The 13,452-nt window shown below is 53.0% G+C and carries 11 protein-coding genes; 6 read left to right on the top strand and 5 right to left on the bottom strand.

The window, feature by feature from the left end; translation table 11 throughout:
* Positions 1 to 13: 13 nt before the first annotated feature.
* Genes hflC through QZJ86_RS11700 form a run of 3 tightly spaced genes read right to left on the bottom strand, consistent with a single transcriptional unit; the run spans position 14 to position 3,347 of the window.
* The gene (hflC, locus tag QZJ86_RS11710) at positions 14 to 877 is read right to left on the bottom strand and encodes a protease modulator HflC (protein WP_301670592.1); all 864 of its coding nucleotides are present in this window, start codon (positions 875 to 877) and stop codon (positions 14 to 16) included.
* Complete coding sequence (gene hflK / locus QZJ86_RS11705; protein WP_301670591.1) at positions 874 to 2,037, bottom strand: FtsH protease activity modulator HflK; 1,164 nt, start codon at positions 2,035 to 2,037, stop codon at positions 874 to 876. Before hflK ends, hflC begins: the two co-directional genes overlap by 4 nt.
* Positions 2,038 to 2,087: 50 nt before the next feature.
* Complete coding sequence (locus QZJ86_RS11700) at positions 2,088 to 3,347, bottom strand: sigma-70 family RNA polymerase sigma factor (protein WP_301670590.1); 1,260 nt, start codon at positions 3,345 to 3,347, stop codon at positions 2,088 to 2,090.
* A 94-nt stretch (positions 3,348 to 3,441) separates the two neighbouring features.
* On the opposite strand from QZJ86_RS11700, the gene QZJ86_RS11695 reads away from it, so the two are divergent.
* Together QZJ86_RS11695 and QZJ86_RS11690 are read left to right on the top strand one after the other, a co-directional pair.
* The gene (locus QZJ86_RS11695; protein ID WP_301670589.1) at positions 3,442 to 4,338 is read left to right on the top strand and encodes a MerR family transcriptional regulator; all 897 of its coding nucleotides are present in this window, start codon (positions 3,442 to 3,444) and stop codon (positions 4,336 to 4,338) included.
* Positions 4,339 to 4,621: 283 nt separating this feature from the next.
* Positions 4,622 to 6,550, top strand: a complete 1,929-nt coding sequence (locus QZJ86_RS11690; RefSeq protein ID WP_301670588.1) for an ankyrin repeat domain-containing protein — start codon at positions 4,622 to 4,624, stop codon at positions 6,548 to 6,550.
* 71 nt (positions 6,551 to 6,621) lie between these two features.
* Here QZJ86_RS11690 and dnaQ read toward each other — a convergent pair whose 3' ends face one another.
* Together dnaQ and ppk1 are read right to left on the bottom strand one after the other, a co-directional pair.
* Positions 6,622 to 7,347, bottom strand: coding sequence for a DNA polymerase III subunit epsilon (gene dnaQ, locus QZJ86_RS11685; protein ID WP_301670587.1), 726 nt, complete (start codon positions 7,345 to 7,347; stop codon positions 6,622 to 6,624).
* Positions 7,348 to 7,356: 9 nt separating this feature from the next.
* Entirely contained in the window at positions 7,357 to 9,426 is a 2,070-nt protein-coding gene (gene ppk1, locus QZJ86_RS11680) for a polyphosphate kinase 1 (protein ID WP_301670586.1), read from the bottom strand.
* A gap of 125 nt (positions 9,427 to 9,551) precedes the next feature.
* On the opposite strand from ppk1, the gene cysM reads away from it, so the two are divergent.
* From cysM to truA, 4 genes are all read left to right on the top strand, one after another.
* The gene (gene cysM / locus QZJ86_RS11675; protein WP_301670585.1) at positions 9,552 to 10,442 is read left to right on the top strand and encodes a cysteine synthase CysM; all 891 of its coding nucleotides are present in this window, start codon (positions 9,552 to 9,554) and stop codon (positions 10,440 to 10,442) included.
* Positions 10,443 to 10,538: 96 nt separating this feature from the next.
* Positions 10,539 to 11,861, top strand: coding sequence for a 23S rRNA (uracil(1939)-C(5))-methyltransferase RlmD (gene rlmD / locus QZJ86_RS11670; RefSeq protein ID WP_301670584.1), 1,323 nt, complete (start codon positions 10,539 to 10,541; stop codon positions 11,859 to 11,861).
* Positions 11,858 to 12,418, top strand: coding sequence for a L,D-transpeptidase (locus QZJ86_RS11665; RefSeq protein WP_301670583.1), 561 nt, complete (start codon positions 11,858 to 11,860; stop codon positions 12,416 to 12,418). The genes rlmD and QZJ86_RS11665 overlap by 4 nt, the downstream gene beginning before the upstream one ends.
* Before the next feature lie 69 nt (positions 12,419 to 12,487).
* The gene (gene truA, locus QZJ86_RS11660) at positions 12,488 to 13,291 is read left to right on the top strand and encodes a tRNA pseudouridine(38-40) synthase TruA (protein ID WP_301670582.1); all 804 of its coding nucleotides are present in this window, start codon (positions 12,488 to 12,490) and stop codon (positions 13,289 to 13,291) included.
* Positions 13,292 to 13,452 lie beyond the last annotated feature (161 nt).

The raw sequence follows: 13,452 nt of genomic DNA, 5'->3' as shown, positions 1-13,452 counted from the left end.
GCTATCTCCCCACTTATTTTTCGCTGGAGAAGTATTTGAAAAAGTCGGAATTCGGCTTCAACACCAAAGTATCCTGGGTTTTTTCAAATGAGGTCTGATAGGCCTGCAAACTGCGGTAGAACGCATAAAACTCCGGATTTTTGCCGAAACTTTTCGCATAAATTTCCGCCGATTGGGCATCGCCGCGGCCGCGAATGTTTTCTGCGTCGCGCTGGGCGTTAGCGACGATCACATGCTTTTGCTTGTCGGCTTCGGCGCTGATTTGCTCGGCGCTTTCGGCGCCTTGCGAACGGAATTCGCGGGCCACCCGTTCGCGTTCGGCGCGCATTCTTTGGTAAACGGAACTGCTGACTTCCGTCGGCAGATCGATGCGTTTGATGCGGATATCGATCAGCTCGATGCCGAATTTTTCTGCTGTGGGCGATAGCTTATCGAGCAGCGTTTTCCGCAGTTCGCTGCGGTCTTCGGAGATCAATTGTTTGATGGTGCGCACGCCGAATTCGCTGCGCATCGCGTCTTTCATGATCTGGTCGAGTCGAAGATTGGCTTGAAACTCATCGCCGCCGACCGTGGTGTAAAAAAGACCCACATCACCTATTCGCCACTTGACGAACGAATCGACAATAACGTTCTTCTTTTCGGAGGTAAGAAAACGCTCGGATTTAGCATCCAAGGTCAGCACGCGCGCATCAAACGTACTGACATTATTGATGATGGGGGTCTTGAAATGGAGTCCCGGTTTGTAATCGGAGGTAACCATCTCACCGAGACGAAATAGGATGGCTTTTTCATGCTCCTTCACATAAAAAACCGACATATAGGCCAGTACTAACAGGGTCAAACCGGCCGGTAAGAGAATTTGAGTTCTGCTACTCATGGTTTGCTCCTGCTAGGGCGTAATTCGTTGTTGGGCGTTTTGCGTACCGCGTTTTTATCGGCGGCGTGTTGTTCGGCATTAAGCTCCGGCTCGGCGCTGGTATTGCCGGTTGGCGCATGTTGGCCGATGGCTTGCGGTAAGGGCATGTAAAGCGTCGGATTGGTTTGATCCGCTTCCAGCATGACCTTATTGGTGGTGCTGTAGAGTTTTTCCTTGGCTTCCAGATACAGGCGCTTGCGGGTGATTGCTGGATTTTTTTCGTACTCCACCAGCAATTGATCGAAGCGTTCGGTTTCGCCTTTGGCTTTGGCGACTTTTTCGGCCTCATAGGCTTCGGCTTCTTGAATGATCCGTGCCGCCGCGCCGCGGGCTTTAGGGATGATCTCGTTGCTATAGGCTTCGGCTTCGTTGATTAAGCGCTGCTTGTCTTCGCGAGCCCGAATCGCATCCTCGAAGGCGCCTTGCACCTCTTCGGGCGGCTGAGCATCCTGTAAGTTGACGCTAGCAATGCTGATGCCGGCCTTGTAATCGTCCATTGCCGCCTGAGTTTGTTCTTTAATTTCGGCAACGATTTGGCTGCGGCCCTCGGTCAACACAAAATCCATATTGTTGCGGCCTATCACCGCGCGCTCGACGCTTTCGGTGAGTTGTTTCAGCGTGCTTTCGCTGTTTTTGACGTTAAACAAATAATCGCGGGCATTATTGATTTGATACTGCACGGCCAGACGCACGGTGATGATGTTTTCATCGCTGGTCAGCATTAGCGAGTCTTGCGGGATCACCGAGGATTTATTGAGTCGATTAGTGTCGTTATAACCGACTTCGATAAAACGTTGCTGCTCGACGTTGACGATCGCCACGTTCTCGATCGGCAGAGGAATATGCCAGTGCGGACCCGGCAGGGTGGTTTCCGAATAGGCGCCAAAGCGGGTGACCACACCGCGGTTACCTTGATCGACGATATAAACGCCGCTGGCCAACCACACTGCCGTTAGCGTACCGCCCACGGCAGACGCTATTTTAGAGACCGAAAACAGGCTTTTATGGTCGTTAAAAAAATCGCCCGCCTTAGACGAGACTTGCTTCCATTGCTTGTCTACCTCAAGCTTCCAGTCCGGTTGCGGCGTTTGCTTACTGGTATTTTGTTTTTCTGATGACATAATCACTCCTCTTGTAGTGTTAGCCTGACCTTAGTCATTGATTGTTATTGTTAGCCATCCTTGGGTTCGAGAAATAGCATAAGGTCAAATCCAAACTGTTGTTTCAGTTTTTTTAAGGCTTCGTTTTGAATTTGCCTGACTCTCTCCCGAGTAACATGCAGTTGGTCCGCTACGGCTTGCAGCGTCATTTCCGTGTGATCGCGCAGACCGAAACGCATGGTCAGGATCGCGGCCTGTTTTTCCGGTAACGAGGCCACTGCTTTGTCGACATATTGAGCTAAGTCCTTGTCGATTAGTTCATCAAGCGGTAGGCTGAATTGGCGCTGCTGCATTTTTGCCATTAAACCCAGATTATCGTCTTCATCGCCGATAACGGCGTCCAGGGAATGCGTGGCTTGGTAGTAACTGCTGATGGTTTTGATTTCCTGCTCCGATAAATCGCAGCACGCTTTAAGTTCGGCGATGCCGGGCCAACGCTCATATCGGAGATAACAAGTACGCATGGCATCGAACACGGTCGCGGCTTTTTCGGCCAACGCAACCGGTAATCGCACGATTTTTTCTTGTTTGACGATCAGCCGGGAGATGGCTTGTTTGATCCAATAGATGGCATATGTGGAGAAGCAAATGCCGCGCTCCGGATCGAATCTGTCCACGGCTTTGATTAATCCCACCAATCCTTCCTGCATCAAGTCGTCGAAACTCAGATTGCTGGTTTTATATTTATAAGCGACGAAAGCCACCAAGCCGGTATTGGCATTTATCATTTGCTGACGTAGCGTTTTCAACTCGCGGCTGGCTTGTTTGAGCTGAATTTGGTAATCCTGGCTTCCTAAACCGTCCGCAAGCAACTGTTGTTCAGCCTGGCTTGCGACATCCACCAAAAACACCGGTAACAAATGCGCGCCGTACAACAATTGATTAAGCGATGTCGAAGCCGGATTTTGTTCGCTTATGTCCGGCTTGGAAAGTTGTACGATATGCCGATCTTGCACAGGTTTTAAATCTGCGCCATATTCCGTCGGCCGTTCGGCGGGATTGGTCTCGGCGATACGACTGCTGGCGAACCAATCCAGCAGTTTTTTGGAGTCTTCAGAGTTTTTAGCGACCATCAACTCAGAATAATCTGAGCCGTTGTTGAGGGCGCCAAAAAACTTTTTTGAAATCAGTTCGTTAGCGTGATTATTTTCAAGTAATAACAGTACCAGTCGCTGTCTGGCTTGTCCCATTTGCACGGCAAGCGTGCCGGAATCTGTATCGATTGCCGAATCTGTCTCGTTAACGCGGGGTAATGCGGCTATGTTGGACATAAATAATCAAACCATTAGGACAATAAGATGTTGGCAATAAAGTTACTGGATTGTAGAATGTTTGTCAAAATATTTTCTATACAAAACATGAACAATGTACTCAATTAAAGCGATTACCTCGTTAACCGGTTTGACAGCCGAGACGCTTAGAGCCTGGGAGCGCCGTTATGCCTGCATCGTGCCGGCACGCACCGGCACCGGCAGGCGCTTTTATTCGCAACAGGATTTGGACAAGTTGATCTTGTTGGCGAATCTGACCAGCAACGGCCATCCAATCGGTAAATTGGCGAACCTCAGTTGTCAGCAGCTGACGGATTTTCAGAAACAAGTATCGGTTCAGCAAAAACGCGAACCGATGCCCTTGCTCGATCAGATCATCGAAGCCTTATTGGAATATCGGATTGAGCGTTGCGAACAGTTGTTGAAACGAGCCTTGTTGGCGAGCGAACCGTTGGACTATGCACGGGACATTTTGTTGCCTGCCTTGCAAAAAGTGGGCGATTTGTGGCATCAGGAAAAAATAAACATCGCTCAGGAACACATGTTCTCCTGCTGTGTTAAGCGTATCGTGTTAAGTATGGTCAACAATCTGCATCGCCACTCCAGAAATAATCCGGCGATGATGTTTGCCACGCCCAGCGGGGAGCCGCACGAATTCGGCATTTTAGTCAGTTGTCTGGTCGCCGCCGCTCAACAATACAATTGTTATTATTTGGGAGCCGATCTGCCGGCCAAGGACATTATCGAAGCCTGCCAACATCTGAAGCCGCAAACAGTCGTGATAGGCTTGGTGAAAACCCCGCCCGAGCCGGAAACCTTGATGGAGCTTCGACAGCTTGTCGATGCCGGTAAAGCCAATCAAACTGGCGTGTGGCTTGGCGGTGCGGGTGCTTTGTATTTGCACGACCATGCCGATCAGGCGCTGAACGGTTGCGAATTAATTACCGACATCGATCAGTTCAACGCCAAAATCAGGCAGCGAAAAATCTAGGCCAGCGTGGCTGAAATCCTCATTTCTGTGAATGCGACGGTTCGGCGATAGGCGAAGTCGGCGTTCTCCCCACAGTTTGAACATATTTGGCTTAATAAACCAAAAGTTGACGGCTCGGCGGCGGACAAGTTAACGTTAGGCTGCTGAATAATTTCCGATTATTCAGAATCTCTACAGTCTGGACCTCTCACGATCATTGGATGATACTCCGCGCCAATTTGTCCTGACGCAGCCGCGTATCAGGCGAATGGTTCATACACTATGAAATGAGGAGCTCGTATCCATGGCAACGCCCACTATTTTCATCAGCTATCGCCGCGAGGACAGTGCCGGCCACGCCGGACGAATTTACGATCGTTTTGTGGAATCCTTTGGCAAAAACCGTGTTTTCAGGGATGTCGACGGTATTGCCACCGGTGAGGATTTTGTCGAGGCGATTCGCGAGAAGATCAAGCAATCGGATGTGTTGTTGGCTTTGATTGGGCCGCGCTGGCTAACAGCCGTGGATGAGGAAGGCCATTGGCGGCTGGCTAACGAAAACGATTGGGTTAGGGTCGAGATCGTCGCCGCGCTGGAGCGGAATATGCGCGTGATCCCGGTGTTGTTGCAGGATACGCCGATACCTAAGGCCGATAATCTGCCGGGCGCAATCGCCAAATTGGCTCAACGTAACGCGTTCGAAATTCGCGATAACCACTTCGATCTGGATGTTTCCCTGCTGATCGACAAGCTTAGGCCCTCTTGGCGAAACAAATTGGCCCGTATTTTTTCGCGATGGCCAGCCTATGCCGTGTTGTCGTTGCTGCTGCTGAGCGCGCTGGGTTTTTGGCTATATCCGCAATTGGTGTTTACCCCGGAAAAGTCCCGCGCTCAGATTGTGCAGATGGGCATGCAATTCGATGCCAATACTTTTGTTGAGCGTGCCAAGGCTAACGATGTTCAGGCCGTGGAGATGTTTCTGCGGGCTGGCATGTCAGCCGATGCGGAGAATGACGAAAACCAATCCGCCTTGAAAGTCGCCGCGGCTCATGGTCATTTCGATCTAGTGAAACTGCTAATCGACAAGGGGGCCGACGTGGTCAAGGCAATATCTTGGGCGGCTGCATATGGTCAAAAGCAGATATTGGATTATATGTTGGAGAGAAATTCGGACCAAGCAGCGATTAATAATGCCTTATTTGGCGCTGTCGGAACGGAATATACCGATACTGTGCAATTGCTGCTCGACAAAGGGGCGGACGCTAATGCCGTCGACCAAGACTCTGGTATTTCGGTGTTGATCGATGCCGTAGACGGCAATGAGCAACACACAGAGCAGGTTAAGCTGTTGCTCTCGAAAGGTGCCGACGTCAACCTGAAAGGCGACGAAACGCAGCCGTCCGCGCTGTTTGTCGCAGCCGGCAAATTCAATGCCGAGTTGGTGGATTTATTGCTTGCGCAAGGCGCGGATGTCAACGTCAAGGATAAAAGCGATGCCACGCCGCTACACCAAGCCGTATCCGCGAGTAATTCGGGTGGCGAGGAAAACGAACAGCAGCGTTTAAAAATCGTCCGGAGCCTACTGGACAAGGGTGCCGATCTGACCGGCCGAGCCAAGTGGATGGAGGCGTGGCAGCCCACGCCCTTGGCGGCGGCTTTGCATGCGGACACCCCCCAGGTCGCTTTGCTGCTGATCGAGGCCGGTGCCGATGTCAATGATCGAACCGGCGATACTGGCGGTAGTTTTTCGCTGACCGCACTGATGCACGCGGCTGACAAAGGGATGACCGATGTGATCAAAGCCTTGCTCGCGAAGGAAGCTGAGGTGAATGTCCGCAACGAGGAGGGCGAATCGGCATTGTTGCTAGCCGCCGCCAGTCCGCGCGGCGATGAGATCGTACCTATCTTGCTGGCGAACGGTGCCGATGCCGGCGTGGCCAACAACGAGGGCAGGACGGTGTTGATGAAAGCCGCTAGATCCAATTGGTACCTTGGCGACCAGGTTATCCAAGCGCTGGTTGAACATGGGGCCAAGCTCGATGCGACCGACAGTAATGGCTGGACCGCTTTGATGCATACCGCCGCTTCCCGCTATCAGCGGCTCGATGTCGCCAAACAATTATTAAAACTTGGAGCCGATAAAACTCCCGTCAACGATGAAGGGGATAATGCGCTGGCTATCGCTAACAAGGAAGGCAATAAAAAAATTGCGGCGTTGCTTAATACACGCTGAGAACTTTTAACCGCCGGGAATCAGCTATGGCATGAATCGAGCGGAGGTATATCGATTAGTCGGCAAGGGGTTTACGACCCTAATTGTTGCCAGAGGCAGTTGCCGCTGACTTTGGCGATTTTTGCCAAGCGCTGTTCGTGGGCTTGCCGTTCTTCGTCGTTGCAAGCAATCACTTTCAAGCGCGGCCGGTCGGCGGACAGGCGGACGATGGCTTGTTCACCGCCCGCCAAATGATCCGCATCGTCCAGCAGCGAGGACTGGCCACCGGTCATCAGCAGATAAACGTCCGCTAAAATCTCGGCGTCGAGCAGCGCGCCGTGCAGCTCGCGGTGACTGTTGTCGATGCCGTAACGTTTGCACAAGGCGTCCAGGCTATTGCGGGCGCCGGGATGTTTCTTGCGGGCGTAAGCCAGCGTATCGAACACCGTGCTATTACTTTCCACACTACGAGTTTCGCCGGGCAGCAAGCTTAACTCGTGGTTCAAGAAGCCGACGTCGAACGGCGCGTTGTGGATGATCAATTCGGCGCCGCGGGTAAAATCCATGAAATCCTCGACCACATTAGCGAAGCGCAGCTTGTCCTTTAAAAATTCGTTGGTGATGCCATGCACCTCGATGGCACCGGCGTCGATTTCCCGGTCCGGATTCAGATAGACATGAAAGTGGTTGCGTGTCAGGCGGCGATTGATCAGCTCGACGCAGCCGATCTCGATGATCTTATGGCCTTCCTTGGGATTGATGCCGGTGGTCTCGGTATCCAGCACGACTTGGCGGATTTGGCGGGGGCGTGAACTCATGATTGACTCCTATCCGCAAAAAGCTTTCAGCAATTCGCTTTGTACTTGATAAATGGTTTGATCGCCGGCTCGCAAATGCCGATATTGGCCGTCGCTTTGCAATTGCCAAGCTTGCGAGTTGTCTTTCAGATACGCATCCAGATCGCCGAGAATGCGTTCGACGATTTTTTTGTCGGCAATCGGGAAGCAGACTTCCACGCGGCGGAACATATTGCGGTTCATCAAATCGGCGCTGGAGGCATAAACCGCCCAGTCGCCGCCGTTGTAAAACGCATAGACGCGGGTGTGCTCCAGGAAACGACCGACGATGGAACGCACTTCGATATTTTCCGATACGCCGGGCACGCCGGGCCGCAGGCAGCAGACGCCGCGCACGATCATTTTGATTTCCACGCCGGCTTGCGATGCGCGGTACAAGGCTTGAATGGCTTGTTCCTCGACCACCGCGTTGACCTTGATGACGATCTTGGCTTTCTTGCCCTTCTTGGCTTGTTCGATTTCCTTTTCGATCATCCTTAACAAACCTTGATGCAGCGTAAACGGCGATTGCAGCAGTTTGTTGAGCTTGCTGACCTTGCCCAGACTGGTCAACTGCATGAATACCCGCCGTACATCCTCGCCCAGTTCTTTTTCGCAGGTGAACAAACCGTAATCGGTATAGAGCCGGGCGGTCTTCGGATGATAGTTGCCGGTACCGAGATGCACGTAGTTGCGCAGCATGCTGCCTTCCTTGCGCAATACCATGCACATCTTCGCGTGAGTCTTATAGCCGACCACACCGTACACCACATGCGCGGCGGCTTCCTGCAACTTGGCGGCCAGGCCGATATTGTCTTTTTCATCGAAGCGCGCCCGCAGTTCGATCACCACGGTAACTTCCTTGCCGGCGCGGGCCGCCTTGATCAACGCGGCGACGATCGGCGAATCGACGCCGGTGCGGTATAGAGTTTGTTTGATCGCCAACACATCAGGATCGGCCGCAGCCTGGCGGATGAAATCCACCACCGGCGAGAAGGATTCGTAGGGATGATGCAATAAAATATCCTGCTTGCGGATACTGGCGAAAATATCTTTGTTACGCCCCAGCGTCGGCGGCTGGCTGGGTTTGAAAGATGGGAATTTCAGATCAGGCCGTTCCACCATATTAAAAATGGTCTGGATGCGGCTTAAATTGACCGGGCCGTGGGCCAAAAATAAGCGATCCTGCGTCAAATCGAAGCGAGCCAACAGAAAATTGACCGTCTCTTCCGGGCAATTGCCGTCGATCTCCAAGCGCACTTCGTCGCCGTAGTTGCGCATCGCCAACTCGCCTTCCACCGCCAGCATCAAATCGTCGATGGCGTCGTCGTCCACAAAAAAATCGCTATTACGGGTGACCCGGAATTGGTAGCAGCCTTTCACCGTCATACCGTTGAACAGCTCGTTGACGAAAGCATGGATGATGGATGACAGAAACACGAAATCGTAAGGGCGGCTATCGGTCTCAGTCACCGGCAACTGCACAATGCGCGGTAAGGCTCGGGGCGCCTGCAAAATAGCGCGGCCGCTGTTCCGGCCGAACGCATCCTTGCCGGTCAGCGAGATGATGAAATTCAAGCTCTTGTTGAGGATCCGTGGGAAGGGATGGGCCGAGTCCAGTCCGACCGGGGTCAAAATCGGCAATAATTCTTCGTTGAAATATTTTTCCAACCAGGCTTTTTGGGTAGGGCTCCAGCGGTCGCGGCGCAGAAAGCGGATATTTTCGTTCTCCAGGCGCGGGATCAACACTTCATTTAATACCCGATATTGTTCGGCCACCAATTCGTGGGCTTTTACCGAGATTTTTTCGAATTGTTCGTTAATGGTCAAACCGTCGGAACTGATCAGGTTAGGGTCCATTTCCGCCATTTGCAGCAAGCTGGCGACCCGCACTTCGTAGAACTCATCCAGATTGGAACAGGATATGCATAAGTAATTCAGGCGTTCCAGCAGCGGCAGGTTTTCATCCAACGCTTGCGCCAATACTCGGACGTTGAATTCCAACAGACTGTTTTCGCGGTTTAAATAGAGTTCTGGACTGCTTAGATCGATGGGTTCCATGTCGGCTGCGGGTTGGATTGTAGTCGGCCGATTATAAAGGAAATTTTTTGGCCTTGGGTTACAGCGGCGCTCGAGGTGGGGAACTTGCTATAATCGCCGCCAAAACGATAATCTGGATAAGAGTGATGAATTTTCCAACCATAGAATCTTTTGTCGGAAATACGCCATTGGTGCGTTTGCAACGCATGCCCGTAGCGAACGGCAACACCATTTTGGTTAAGCTGGAAGGCAATAATCCGGCCGGCTCGGTGAAAGACCGGCCGGCGCTGAGCATGATCAAACACGCCGAGGCGCGCGGCGAGATCAAGCCCGGCGACCGCTTGATCGAAGCGACCAGCGGCAATACCGGTATCGCGCTGGCCATGGCGGCGGCGATCAAAGGCTACAAAATGACCTTGATCATGCCGGACAATATGAGCGCCGAGCGCATCGCCTCGATGAAAGCCTACGGCGCCGAAATTATCCTAACGCCGGCCAAGGGCAGCATGGAAGCGGCTATCGATCTGGCGCGGGCCATGGAAGCGCGCGGCGAAGGCCGGATTCTGGACCAGTTTGCCAATCCGGACAACCCGCTGGCCCATTACGAGGGTACCGGCCCGGAAATCTGGCGCGACACCCAAGGTAAGATCAGCCATTTCGTCAGTTCGATGGGCACCACCGGCACCATCATGGGCACGTCCAAATATCTGAAAGAACAAAATCCCGACATTCAAATCGTCGGCGTACAGCCGAAAGGCGAATCGAAAATACCTGGCATTCGCCGTTGGCCTCAGGAATATTTGCCCAAGATTTACAATGCGGCGCGGGTCGATAGCATTATCGAAGTCGAGCAGTTGGATGCGGAAAATACTACGCGCGCCTTGGCCTCCGAAGAAGGCATTTTTGCCGGGGTATCGTCCGGCGGCGCCGTGTACGCGGCGTTGCAATTGTCCAAACAAGTCGAAAATGCCTTGATCGTCGCCATCGTCTGCGATCGCGGCGATCGCTATTTGTCCACCGGTATTTTTCCAACATAATCTACGCAGGTCGGGTTGTCTCGGCAGAGCACAACCCAACTTGACGGCTTCATGTTGGGTTACGCTACGCTAACCCAACCTACCCAATTGAGCATAATGGCCCACAAGAAAAAACTCCCGCTAGACCCCGTTACCGTTACTATCGAATCGCTGTCGCACGACGGCCGCGGCGTCAGTCACGTCAACGGCAAGGTCGTATTCATCGACGAAGCCTTGCCCGGCGAGACCGTGAATTTCGTTTATACCGACAGCCGCCGCGATTTTGCGGAAGGCAAGGTCGTAAAATTGCACGACCGCAATCCGCATCGGGTAGAGCCGGCTTGCCCGCACTTCGGCACCTGCGGCGGTTGCAGCTTTCAACACGTCGACGATGCCGAGCAGATCAATTTCAAGGAAGAACTGTTACGCGAACAGTTTCGCCGGATCGGCAAGGTCGAGATTCCGCAAATATGGGAAGCCTTGACCGGCCCGCATTGGGGCTATCGCACCAAGGCGCGGATGGGCGTGAAATGGGTGGCCAAGAAGGGCAGGGTGTTAGTCGGTTTTCGCGAGCGGCGCAATCCTTTTCTGGCCGAGATCGATGCCTGCAAAGTCATGCATCCCATCGTCGGCGAGAAGCTGACTTTGTTGGGCGAGATGATCGCCGGCCTGACCATCAAGGACAAGATTCCACAAATCGAAGTGGCGATCGGCGATCAGGAATGTGTGTTGGCGTTTCGTGTGCTGGAGCCGCCAAGCGATGCCGACCAACAAATCATGCGCGAATTTGCCCATCATCATCAAATCAGCATCTGCCTGCAACCGAAAGGCCCAGACACTATCGTACCGTTGGACGGCGAGCCGGAAGTGATTCCGAGTTATTCGCTGACAGAGCAAGGCGTTAAATTCAATTTCCGCCCGGCGATGTTTACTCAGGTCAATTACGAGATCAATCGCAAAATGGTGACGCGGGCGCTGGATGCGCTGGAATTGAGCAGGGAAGACCGGGTACTGGATTTATTCTGCGGTCTGGGCAACTTCACGCTGCCGTTGGCTACTTTAGCCGGACAGGTCGTGGGCGTGGAAGGCGATTTGCCTTTGGTCAAGCATGCCCGCGAAAATGCCAAGTTGAATCATCTCGATAATGTCGAGTTTCATGTCGCCGACCTGACCAAAGATTTGAAAGATCAGCCCTGGTCCAAGCAAAAGTTTACCAAGGTATTGCTGGATCCCTCGCGCGCCGGCGCTTCGGAAGTGCTGCACAATTTGCAACACTGGCGACCGGAACGCATCGTTTACGTGTCGTGCAATCCTTCGACGCTGGCGCGCGACGCCGGCATCTTGGTTAACGAGCTGGGTTACAAATTGGTCAAGGCCGGGGTGATGGACATGTTTCCGCAGACCGCGCACGTCGAATCGATCGCCTTATTCGTGAAATGATAGCGGGTACTGTAGGGGCGAATTCATTCGCCTCGGACGATTCGGCAAAATGGGCGAATCAATTCGCCCCTACAATTTCGCGTTATCTGGACATTTCCATCGCCGAGCAGCGCTTGCGCTTGCTGGATAACGGCGCGGTGCTGGCTCAATATCCGGTCTCCACCGCCAAGAACGGCCCCGGCGAACAAAAAGGCAGTTATTGCACGCCGACCGGCTGGCATAAAATCCGTGCCAAAATCGGTGTTGGTCTGCCGATCAACAGTGTGTTCGTCGGCCGGCGGCCAACCGGCGAAATCTACACAACCGAATCAGCCCTACAGCATCCGCAGCGCGACTGGATTCTCAGTCGTATCCTCTGGCTGGGCGGGTTGGAGCCAGGCAAAAACCGTTACGGCGCTGTCGATTCCACTTGGCGCTACATCTATATTCACGGTACACCGGACCAGTTCATGCAAGGCCAACCAGAGTCGCATGGCTGCGTGCGAATGTTAAACGCCGATGTGATCGCCTTATTCGATTTGGTAACAGTCGGTTGTCGGGTTTTGATTCATGAATAGTGATCAAGATAGGCGAAACAGTCCGCGCAATACCGCTTTGGTTTTGTACATTTCGTCTTTCGTCTAACCATGCCCCGCATCGTTTTAGGTATCGAATACGACGGCAGTGCTTATGCCGGCTGGCAATGGCAAGCCGGCAAAGCCACTGTGCAAGGCGAATTGGAAACAGCCTTGAGCAAGATCGCCAATCAGCCCATCACCGTGTTGTGCGCCGGTCGCACCGATGCCGGCGTCCATGCGCTGGAACAGGTGGTGCATTTCGATTGCGAGGTGGAGCGGGATATGCGCGCCTGGCTGATGGGTGGCAATAGCCAATTGCCGGATGACATCCGCATTACCTGGGCACAACCGGCGCTCGGCGATTTTCACGCTCGCTATAGCGCAATAGCCAGGGCCTATCGTTATGTGATTCTGAATCGGCCGATGAAGTCGGCTTTGCTAAGAACGCAGGCAACCTGGTGTTACCAGCCGCTGGACGCGCAAGTGATGGACTTGGCCGCGCAAACCTTGCTGGGCGAACACGATTTTTCCTCGTTTCGCGCTCAAAGCTGTCAATCGGTCAGCCCCAAGCGTTTGATGCATTTCATTGATGTTTATCGAGAGGAACAACGCGTGATCATCGATCTGTGTGCCAACGCCTTCTTGCATCATATGGTGAGAAATATCGCCGGGGTGTTGATGGAAATCGGCATGGGGCGTCGGCCGGTGGAGTGGACAGCCGAGTTATTGGCGATCAAGGACCGTTCGCAAGCGGCGATGACCGCCCCACCGCATGGCCTGCATCTGGCTGCGGTCTATTACCCGGCGCATTACGGGATACCCAGACATCCATTGTTCGACAAATTGCCGGCGGACGCCAAGCGATTTGATTGACAAAAAATCAGAAATCCCCGCGTAAAGCAGCGTTAAAGACGATGGTGCCTGAGATTAAACGCATCGTAACGGCCAAAAATTGTTCTTGATCTTTACAAATCAGCAAGCTCTAGGTTGACCGGCGAGGCCGCGAATTTAAGCGGATGACCCGAATTAAGAAT

Origin of the sequence: Methylomonas montana, assembly GCF_030490285.1 — a bacterium.
GTDB lineage: Bacteria > Pseudomonadota > Gammaproteobacteria > Methylococcales > Methylomonadaceae > Methylomonas > Methylomonas montana.
Note: the sequence above shows the minus strand (reverse complement) of the source record. Positions and strands in the feature narration are given on the sequence as shown.

What these genes read in the sequence shown, in the direction of transcription:
- hflC (WP_301670592.1), bottom strand. Translation starts at nt 877, where the DNA reads ATGAGTAGCAGAACTCAAATTCTCTTACCGGCCGGTTTGACCCTGTTA.
- hflK (WP_301670591.1), bottom strand. Translation starts at nt 2,037, where the DNA reads ATGTCATCAGAAAAACAAAATACCAGTAAGCAAACGCCGCAACCGGAC.
- QZJ86_RS11700 (WP_301670590.1), bottom strand. Translation starts at nt 3,347, where the DNA reads ATGTCCAACATAGCCGCATTACCCCGCGTTAACGAGACAGATTCGGCA.
- QZJ86_RS11695 (WP_301670589.1), top strand. Translation starts at nt 3,442, where the DNA reads ATGTACTCAATTAAAGCGATTACCTCGTTAACCGGTTTGACAGCCGAG.
- QZJ86_RS11690 (WP_301670588.1), top strand. Translation starts at nt 4,622, where the DNA reads ATGGCAACGCCCACTATTTTCATCAGCTATCGCCGCGAGGACAGTGCC.
- dnaQ (WP_301670587.1), bottom strand. Translation starts at nt 7,347, where the DNA reads ATGAGTTCACGCCCCCGCCAAATCCGCCAAGTCGTGCTGGATACCGAG.
- ppk1 (WP_301670586.1), bottom strand. Translation starts at nt 9,426, where the DNA reads ATGGAACCCATCGATCTAAGCAGTCCAGAACTCTATTTAAACCGCGAA.
- cysM (WP_301670585.1), top strand. Translation starts at nt 9,552, where the DNA reads ATGAATTTTCCAACCATAGAATCTTTTGTCGGAAATACGCCATTGGTG.
- rlmD (WP_301670584.1), top strand. Translation starts at nt 10,539, where the DNA reads ATGGCCCACAAGAAAAAACTCCCGCTAGACCCCGTTACCGTTACTATC.
- QZJ86_RS11665 (WP_301670583.1), top strand. Translation starts at nt 11,858, where the DNA reads ATGATAGCGGGTACTGTAGGGGCGAATTCATTCGCCTCGGACGATTCG.
- truA (WP_301670582.1), top strand. Translation starts at nt 12,488, where the DNA reads ATGCCCCGCATCGTTTTAGGTATCGAATACGACGGCAGTGCTTATGCC.